Below are 9,858 nucleotides of genomic sequence, written 5' to 3' on the forward strand. Positions count from 1 at the left end.
CGGGTCAGCGGGCGCGGAGGACCAGGATCGCCAGGTCGTCCGCGCTCGGCTCCGGCGCGAAGTCCTCGGCGCCGCGCCTGATGCGCTCGGCCACCGCGCGGGCCGACAGGCCCACGCACTCGGCCAGCATTCTGGCCAGCCCGCCCTCGTCGTCGAGCAGCCGCCCGCCGTTGCGCCGCTCGGTGACGCCGTCGGTGACGGCCAGCAGCACGTCGCCGTGGTCGAGGTGCAGGGTGTCGGCCTCGAACACCACCTCGGGGAAGACGCCGAGCAGCGACTGCGGCGTGGTGACCGTCTCGACCACGCCGTTCGGCTTCAGCCGCAGCGCCTCGGGATGCCCGGCCGACACCAGGCGTACCTCCAGGCCGGTCTCCACCGGCGTGATGTCGCCGTGGATCAGCGTCAGGAACCTGGCCCGCTCGCCCTCCTCCAGGATGGCCTGGTTGAGGCGGCCGAGGACGGCGGCCACGCCGTACCCCTCGCGGGCCAGCAGCCGCAGCGTGTGGCGGGCCAGGCCGGTGACGGCGGCGGCCTCCGGGCCGGTGCCGCAGACGTCGCCGATGGCGAAGCGCCAGGAGTCCTCGGCGGCGAACAGGTCGTAGAAGTCGCCGCCGACCTCGTTGACCTCGCCCGCGGGCTCGTAGACGACGCCGTAGTCGAGGCCGGGCACCTCCGGCTCGTTGGGCGGCAGCAGACTGCGCTGGAGGGCGCGGTTGGCGGCGGCCTGCTCGGCGTACAGGCGGGCGTTGTCCATGGCGAGCGCGGCCCGGCGCGCGATGTCGGCGGCGAAGCGCACGACGTCGTCGGGGAAACGGTCGGTACGCCCGAGGCACATCATGCCGAGCCCGCGCCCGCGTGCCGTCAGCGGCACGGCCAGCACCTGCCAGTCGGCGAGCTGAACCGTGGTGGTCACCTGGGTGTCGGCGACGCTGACCTGGCCGAGCTGCTCGCGCAGGCCGTCGATGCGGGCCTCGTCGGCGTGCCACAGGTAGGCCAGGCGCATCGGGCCGGCCAGCGTGCCCGCGGTGTAGACCGCGCACCAGCCGGACAGCCGGGGCACCACGATCTGGGCGATGATCGCGGGAACCATGTCGGGGTCGAGGGTGCCCGCGAGCAGGTCACTGGCGTCGGCGAGGAAGCCCAGCCAGTGGGGGCCGTGCGCGCTCTCCTCCGCCCACTCGGGGGTGGTCCGGTCGGCCGAACCCGGTAGCGTGAGTCTTGCCCAGTGGACACGGGAGTCGCCGGCGAAGGTGATGCCCCACTCCTCCACCTCGATCGAAGGAGCCTTCGGGTCGCCGTGCGGCGCCGTACGCTGCCGCAGCTCGACCTGCACCCCGTCGCCGAAATGTTTCCAGATGACCTCGAACGGCTCATCCACCACCTGCCCCGCCAGCTCTCCGGCCACCTGTTCGGCAACGGTGAGAACGGCACCGGCGACCGCCCAGGCGGTCATCACCTCACGGGTGAAACGCCGGGTCGCGGGTACAGCCGTCTCGCCTGGTGCGAAGGTCGCCGCGAGAAGGGCGTGGGGTGAGGCAGTCATCCCACCGTGCCTACCACAATTGACGGCGACTTGGGGTAAATCCAAGGACAGGACTACGAGCTACTCATCGTGACAGACTTACATCACTCGCGCTGCCACCTCGCGAGTGAAGGAGGCCCCATGACCACGGCCAAGACCGTCCCCACCCCTGAAGAGAGGACCTACACCGAGTCGGATCTGGTGCCGATCCTGGAGACTCTGTTCGCCTGGCGGGACGGCGACTTCCGGCGGCGCGTCCCCCATGCGCCTCCCGGCATCATGAGCGAGGTGCGGCTGCTGCTCAACGACGTGGCCGACCGCCGCGAGCATCTGGCGAACGAGCTGGTCCGGGTTCGCAAGGAAGTGGTCAAGGAGGGCCGCTTCGGCGAACGGCTGACCCCGGGGCCGGGTGTCGGGGCCTGGGCGGAGAGCGTCGAGTCGGTCAACCAGCTGATCGACGCGCTGGTGAGCCCGGTAAGCGGCGCGGCGGACGTCATCGACGCCGTGGCCAAGGGCGACCTGTCGCGGCGCATCGACCTCGACCGGTCGGCGCGCGGCGAGGTGCGGCGGCTCGGCAAGGCGATCAACGGCATGGTCGACCAGCTCGCCCTGTTCAACTCCGAGGTGACCAGGGTGGCCCGCGAGGCGGGCACCGAGGGGCGGCTGGGCGGCAGCGCCAACGTACGCGGCATGTCGGGGAGCTGGCGCGACCTGACCGAGGCGGTCAACACGATGTCGTCGCGGGTGGCCGCGCAGGTGCGCGACATCGCGGTGGTGACGACGGCGGTGGCCAAGGGCGACCTGTCGCGCAAGGTCACGGTGGACGCCGTGGGTGAGATGTTCGAGCTGAAGAACACCGTCAACACGATGGTCGACCAGCTGTCGGGGTTCGCCGAGGAGGTCACCCGCGTGGCCCGCGAGGTCGGCACCGAGGGCCAGCTCGGCGGGCAGGCCCAGGTGACCGGGGTGTCCGGGGTCTGGAAGGACCTGACCGACAACGTCAACTTCATGGCCAACAACCTCACCTCACAGGTACGCAGCATCGCCACCGTGGCGACGGCGGTGGCGCAGGGCAACCTGTCGAAGAAGATCACCGTCGACGCGCAGGGCGAGATCCTTCAGCTGAAGGAGACGCTCAACACGATGGTCGACCAGCTCTCCTCCTTCGCCGACGAGGTCACCCGCGTGGCCCGCGAGGTCGGCACCGAGGGCAAGCTGGGCGGCCGGGCCGAGGTCAAGGGTGTGTCCGGGGTCTGGAAGGACCTCACCGACAACGTCAACTCGATGGCCAACAACCTCACCTACCAGGTGCGCAACATCGCCCAGGTCACGACGGCGGTGGCCAACGGCGACCTGACCCGCAAGATCGACGTGGACGCCCAGGGCGAGATCCTCGAACTGAAGTCGACGATGAACACCATGGTCGACCAGCTGTCCAGCTTCGCCTCCGAGGTCACCCGCGTGGCCCGAGAGGTGGGCACCGAAGGCCAGCTCGGCGGGCAGGCCCAGGTGCGCGGGGTGTCCGGGGTCTGGAAGGACCTGACCGACAACGTCAACTTCATGGCCAACAACCTCACCTCACAGGTACGCCAGATCGCGGCCGTGTCGTCGGCCGTGGCGCAGGGCAACCTGTCCAAGAAGATCACCGTCGACGCGCAGGGCGAGATCCTTCAGCTGAAGGACACCCTGAACACGATGGTCGACCAGCTCTCCTCCTTCGCCGACGAGGTCACCCGCGTCGCCCGCGAGGTCGGCACGCAGGGCCAGCTGGGCGGGCAGGCGCGGGTGCAGGGCGTGTCCGGGGTCTGGAAGGACCTCACCGACAACGTCAACTTCATGGCCAACAACCTGACCTCACAGGTCCGTAACATCGCCGAGGTCACGACGGCGGTCGCCAACGGCGACCTGACCCGCAAGATCGACGTGGACGCCCAGGGCGAGATCCTGGCGCTGAAGACCACCATCAACCGCATGGTCGACCAGTTGTCCAGCTTCGCCTCCGAGGTCACCCGCGTGGCCCGAGAGGTGGGCTCCGAGGGCAGGCTGGGCGGCCAGGCCCGCGTCGAGGGCGTCGAGGGCACCTGGAAGCGGCTCACCGAGTCCGTCAACGAACTCGCCGGCAACCTGACCACCCAGGTGCGCGCCATCGCCACCGTGACGGGCGCCGTCGCCCAGGGCGACCTGACCCGCTCGATCGCGGTCGAGGCGCAGGGCGAGCTGGCCGAGCTCAAGGACAACGTCAACTACATGGTGGCCAACCTGCGCGAGACCACGCAGGCCAACCAGGAGCAGGACTGGCTGAAGTCCAACCTGGCCCGCATCTCGCGGCTCATGCAGGGCCACCGCGACGTCCTGGAGGTCGCCAAGCTGATCATGAGCGAGCTGACGCCGCTCGTGTCGGCACGCCACGGCGCCTTCTACGGCCGCGACCCCGAGGGCGCCCACGGGTTCATCCTCATCGGCGGGTACGGCGTGCGCCCCGACCGGGGCCCACGGCAGAAGTTCGCGATCGGCGAGGGCATCGTCGGCCAGGCGGCGGCCGAGGGCAAGACCATCATCCTCGACAGCGTCCCCGCCGGCTTCATCACCATCGACAGCGGCCTCAGCAAGTCGACCCCGGCGCAGATCGTGGTGCTGCCGATCCTGTTCGAGAGCCGGGTGCTCGGCGTGCTCGAACTCGCCTCGTTCACCCCGTTCGGCGAGGTGCACCTCGACTTCCTGACGCAGCTCGTCGAGACCATCGGCGTCACGATGAACACCATCATCGCCAACTCCCGCACCGAGGACCTGCTGACCGAGTCGCAGCGTCTCACCCGAGAGCTGCAGGAGCGCTCCGACGAGCTCCAGCGGCAGCAGGAGGAGCTGCGCAGGTCCAACTCCGAGCTTGAGGACAAGGCGGGGCTGCTGGCCAAGCAGAACCGCGCGATCGAGATCCAGAACTTCCAGATCGAGCAGGCCCGCCGCACCCTGGAGGAGCGGGCCGAACAGCTCGCGGTCTCCAGCCGGTACAAGTCCGAGTTCCTCGCCAACATGTCCCACGAGCTGCGCACCCCGCTCAACAGCCTGCTCGTGCTGGCCAAGCTGCTCACCGAGAACGCCGAGGGCAACCTGACCTCGCAGCAGGTCGAGTTCGCGCGGACCATCCACGGCGCGGGCTCGTCGCTGCTGCAGCTCATCAACGACATGCTCGACCTGTCGAAGGTCGAGGCGGGCCGCATGGACGTGCACCCCGGCCCGCTGCCGATGAGCAAGCTGGTCGAGTACGTCAGCTCGGCCTTCGCCCCGCTGGCCAAGGACAAGAAGCTGGCCTTCTCCGTCGAGGTCGACGAGGGCACCCCGCTGGAGCTGCGCACCGACGAACAGCGCCTGCAGCAGGTGCTGCGCAACCTGCTGGCCAACGCGGTCAAGTTCACGCACAAGGGCGAGGTGAAGATGCGGGTGCTGCGGGCGCCCGCGGGCGCCGACGTGGACGACGACGTGCTGCGCCAGGCCGACGATCTGCTCGCCTTCGAGATCATCGACACCGGCATCGGCATCGCCCCTGACAAGCGGGAGATCATCTTCGAGGCGTTCCGCCAGGCCGACGGCACGACCAGCCGCAAGTACGGCGGCACCGGCCTCGGGCTCAACATCTGCCGCTCGATCGCGATGCTGCTGGGCGGCGAGATCCACGTGGACAGCGAGGTCGGCAAGGGCAGCACGTTCACGCTCTTCCTGCCGACGACGTACACCGGCCCGCTGTCGGGCGAGGCCACGGCCGCGCGCAGGCAGGTGGTCGTCACCCCGGCGGAGGAGCCGGCGGTTCCCGAGCCGCCGCTGCCGATGGACCTGCCGCTGCCCGAGCTGGTCGAGCCCGCCGAGACCGTCACCTGGCAGGGCGACGACCCGCTCGCCGGGGCCAAGATCCTCATCGTGGACGACGACATCCGCAACGTCTTCGCGCTCACCAGCGTGCTGGAGCGCCACGGCGCCTCCATCGTCTACGCGGAGAACGGGCGCGAGGGCATCGAGCAACTCGAACGCAACGAGGACGTCGGCCTGGTCCTGATGGACATCATGATGCCGGAGATGGACGGCTGGGCCACGACGTCGGCCGTCCGCCGGATGCCCCAGTTCGCCGATCTGCCGATCATCGCGTTGACCGCTAAGGTCATGCGAGGAGATCGTGAGAAGAGCATCGCCTCGGGCGCGTCCGACTACGTGCCCAAGCCGGTCGACGTGGACCGGTTGCTCGAACGACTGCGCGGTTGGCTCAGCCGTGGGCGGGTGGACGCGACCGACCCTGCTGAAGGAACGTGATCGATGGCGGACCGTGCGAAGATCCTCCTGGTCGACGACCGCGAGGAGAACCTGATCGCCCTTGAGGCCATCCTGAGCTCGCTCGATCTGGTGCCGGTGCGCGCCAGGTCGGGTGAGGAGGCACTGAAGGCGCTGCTCAACACCGAGTTCGCGCTGATCCTGCTGGACGTGCGGATGCCGGGGATGGACGGGTTCGAGACGGCGGCGCACATCAAACGGCGCGAGCGTACCCGCAACATCCCGATCATCTTCCTGACGGTGGTGGACAGCGCGCCCGACTACGCCTTCCGGGGTTATGCGGCGGGCGCGGTGGACTATCTGACCAAGCCGTTCGATCCGTGGGTGCTGCGGGCCAAGGTGTCGGTGTTCGCGGAGTTGTACATGGCGAACAAGCGCCTGGCCGAGCAGGCGTCGCTGCTACGCGAGCGGGTCGCGGCCGAACTGCCGGGCGGCACTGCCGACAGGGCTGGCGTGCTGCCCGAACTGTCGCGGCGGCTCAGCACGGCCGAGGACGAACTGGCCAAGGTACGGGAGCTGTCGCTGAAGTCCCCCGACCCCGGACTGTCGGCCGCGCTGTCGGCCCTCACCGACCGGGTTTCTCACCTGCGCGCGGCATTCGACGCGATCACCTAGAGCCGGCGGGAGGCGCGAGCGGCGGGTTTCGTGCAAGAAGCCGGCTCAAGCGGAGAGCCGAAGCCCTATCGGCGGGCGCGTTCCAATGCGTCCCAGAAGCCTCGGCGCAGGGCGTGGCGGACCTCGTCGTGCAGCAGGAAGTCGATCGGCAGCGAGGAGCCCTGCAGCAGCCGTGCTTCCAGGTCGGACGGCATGCGCGGCTTGCGGGCCAGCACCGCCTCCAGCCACAGGGCCGGAGCGTCGCGGGCGACCGACTCGCCGAAGTCGTGGCCCTCACGGTGGGCGGACTGGACCGCGTCTGCCAGCGTGGTCGTCCCCGTCGCGGGCGTCGCGGGCACCGGCGCCGCCTGCGGGCCCGTGTAGGGCCCCAGCGGCTGGTACGTCGGCGAGAACTGCGCGGGATCCTGCTGGTAGCTGGAGTATGACGGCAGCGCGGGCGGAACCGCTTGGCCGAGCCCCGGCGAGGAGCCGCTCGCCGGGTTGAGGCTCTGACCGGGCGGGCTCGCATGGGCGCCGCTCCCGGGCGGCAGCGCGTGGCCGCCGGACGGGGCCGAGCCGGGCTGCCCGGCCGATTGGCTGGGCGCAGGCGTGGTGGGCGGCCCGGCACCGGGCAGGCCGTGCTGGCCGGACACACCCGTCGAGGCGGCCGGAGCAGCGGCAGCGCCCGAACCGGACGGCGGCGCCCCGGGAACCGGCGGGCCGGCCGACCCGAGCGGCGACGGCGCCGCCCCAAGAGCACCCATCCCGGACGTACCCGTTCCAAGAGTCCCTGCGCCCGACGATCCCGCTCCAAGAGTCCCCGAGCCGGGCAAACCCGCCCCTGGAGCTCCCGGCTCTGGATGCCCTGCCCCAAGAGAACCCGAACCGAGCGAACCCGAACCGAGCACTCCCGCACCGGACGCACCCGAGCCGGACGATCCCGAACCAAGACCCCCCGCACCGGACGATCCCGGACCGAGAGCCCCTGAACCGGGCGACCCCAAGCCGGACGATCCCGGACCGACGGCCCCCGCACCGGACGAACCCGAGCCGAGACCCCCTGAACCGGGTGACCCGGGACTTAGAGATCCAGCACCGGGCGCCCCTGCACCATGCGCCCCCGAAGCAGGAGGAACCGAGCCGAGAGGAGCCGACCCGGGAGACATGGACCCGAGCGCGGCGGGTGGCAGTGCGGCCGGGAGCGACGCGTGGGCGGCCTGGCCGTTGCTGACGGGCTGGCTGCCGTTGACGGCCTCGGCCGCGCCGGTGACCAGGCTGACGTAGGGGCGCAGGTGGCCGCTGCCGATCTCGATGAGGTCGTCGCTCTCCTGGCGCAGCGTGCGCGAGACCGCCCAGCCGCCGTCGGCCGTGATGTGCACGACGGTGACCCGGATGCCGAGGTCCTGGGCGTCGCAGACGACTTGAGCGAGGTCCTCGTCGCCGCTGACGACGACCGCGTCGCACACGGCGCTGTTGCGGGCGAGCGTCATCAGGTCGCGGTGGACCTGCGCGTCCACCCCCTCCCGGCGGCCGGGCCTGATGCGCGACAGCCGGAGCTTGAGCCCCGGCAGGTCGGCGAGCGCGTCGTGCTCAGGGGTGCGGCGGCCTTCGACGGTCGCCTCGTACCAGTAGCAGCGCAACAGCGGCAGCCCCGTACGCTCACGGGACAGGTTGGTCATCAGCTGGAGCAGACCCGGATAGTCCCAGGCGACGGCTTCGCGATGACGGGTGCCGTGCACGGCCATCGCGCCGTCGGCCAGCAGGTAGCCAGCGTCCACGAACAGCGCGCAGCGATCCACGCGACACCGCCCCTTTCTTGGGTGGCCCGACCTTGCGGCCCTGCACCGTCAGAGCCGGACTCGGCGGCCCTCTCTCAGGGTAATGAAGGCGATGATCGTGCGAAGCTGAATCCCGACGATTCCGAACTCGCCCGACGTCTCGCCAGAGGATTTACGCAGACCGTACCAGTTTGTCCTGATCTCGGTCACGACCTGGTTCGCACACTCACCGCCACCACCCCGAACAACACGGCGTCACGGCGCGTGACGATCGACAGTCTGGGCCGGTCGCCGAGTTCGCCGCTGAAGGTGTCCACGTCCACGCCGAACGTGAGCTTGTCGGCGCCGTTGGCCGAGCCGTCGAAGGCGTTGTCGACCCGCCGGTCGCCGGCGGCGGGTACCAGCGGCGTGCCGCCGACCAGCACCCGGTCCCCGCGCAGGTCGGCGTCGCCCTCCCAGGTCACCAGGTCCACCCGCGCGGGCGCCGCGGCCGGGCTCAGCCCGCCCAGTGGCAGGTCCACCCGGCCGGGCTCGTCGTCCTCGCCGCCGACCTGTGTGGCCGTGTCGAGGACGACCACCTGACTGTACGGCTGGCCCGGATCGGTGGCGATGACCATGAGGCTCCATCCCGCGTGCTGCGAGACCCCCTGCTTCACCGGAGCGTCGGCCGCCCACCACATCCCCTTCCGGTCACCCGCGCTGACCAGCGCGGTCACATCGGCGAACGCCTGGTAGCCGGACCCGGCCGGCAACGGGCGCACCGTCACCTGGGTGGGCTGGATGAGCGAGTACTTCTTCCGGCCCGGCGGCCGGAACTCGATCGGGCCGCCCTTCGGCGTACCGGCCGACCAGTAGAGCCCGGCCCACACGATCTGGCTGCCGGGCGGGAGGTCGAGCCGGGCGCCGCTGGAGGCGGTGGTGCGGGCCACGTCGTCCTCGTCCACGCGGCGCATGGGCCACAGGTCGTTGTCACGCCGTCCGCCCCGCCGCTCGCGAGCCTCCTCGCAGCCGTCGCGGGCCTGCGGGCAGCTCAGCAGCGTGTTGCCGATGGACCTGACCAGCACCTTGCCGTCGGTGGCGAACCGGGCGGGCGCCCCTTCCGCCTGCACACCCACCGTCGCCGCCGCCCGCAGCCGTACCCCTCCCGAGTTCACGTGGACGGCGGGCCCGGCGCCCTCCGGCGCCGAGGCGTCCACGCGCACCCGCAGGAAGACCGCCGTGGAGGCGCGGGCGGCCAGCGGCCTGCGCACGCAGGTCGCCCCGCCGCTCTGTGCGCGGCACGACCAGCCGTCCACCGAGCCGACCGGTTTGACCAGGGCGAGCGCGCTGCCCCGGCGCGCGCCGGACAGAAGCGTGACGCCGGGCGGCAACGCGACCGTGGCCGACAGTTCCTCGCTCGGCCCCTTGCCGGTGTTGCGCAGCCGCAGTCCGACGATGCCGGGGTGGTCGCGCACCAGCGCGCCGAGCGCGTCGATCGAGGCCGACAGCCGCGCCTTGCCCTGGGGGGTGGGGGTGGGCTTCGGGACGGGCGGCGGCGGGGTCGGCTCCGGCCTCGGCTCCCGTACAGGCGGCGGCGGAGGCTCGGGCGTGACGACCGGCACGGCGACGGGAGGCGGCTTGACCGGCTCCTCCCCCGACATCAGCAGG

4 protein-coding genes and 1 pseudogene are annotated in these 9,858 nt (G+C 71.1%); 2 read left to right on the forward strand and 3 right to left on the reverse strand.

Going from position 1 to position 9,858, the window contains the following annotated elements:
- Positions 1 to 4 precede the first annotated feature (4 nt).
- Positions 5 to 1,543 (reverse strand): PP2C family protein-serine/threonine phosphatase, encoded by a 1,539-nt coding sequence (locus ABD120_RS20185; RefSeq protein ID WP_343951494.1) that lies wholly within the window; start codon positions 1,541 to 1,543, stop codon positions 5 to 7.
- Between the two features lie 120 nt (positions 1,544 to 1,663).
- On the opposite strand from ABD120_RS20185, the gene ABD120_RS20190 reads away from it, so the two are divergent.
- Positions 1,664 to 5,821, forward strand: coding sequence for a HAMP domain-containing protein (locus ABD120_RS20190; RefSeq protein WP_343951495.1), 4,158 nt, complete (start codon positions 1,664 to 1,666; stop codon positions 5,819 to 5,821).
- A 3-nt stretch (positions 5,822 to 5,824) separates the two neighbouring features.
- Entirely contained in the window at positions 5,825 to 6,454 is a 630-nt protein-coding gene (locus tag ABD120_RS20195; protein ID WP_343951496.1) for a response regulator, read from the forward strand.
- Positions 6,455 to 6,519: 65 nt separating this feature from the next.
- Here ABD120_RS20195 and ABD120_RS20200 read toward each other — a convergent pair whose 3' ends face one another.
- On the reverse strand, positions 6,520 to 8,232 hold the full coding sequence (locus ABD120_RS20200) for an NYN domain-containing protein (protein WP_343951497.1): 1,713 nt from the start codon (positions 8,230 to 8,232) through the stop codon (positions 6,520 to 6,522).
- Between the two features lie 185 nt (positions 8,233 to 8,417).
- A pseudogene (locus ABD120_RS20205) lies at positions 8,418 to 9,858 on the reverse strand (hypothetical protein); the annotation flags it as partial.

Source organism: Nonomuraea longicatena (assembly GCF_039525605.1).
GTDB classification, from domain to species: Bacteria; Actinomycetota; Actinomycetes; order Streptosporangiales; family Streptosporangiaceae; genus Nonomuraea; species Nonomuraea longicatena.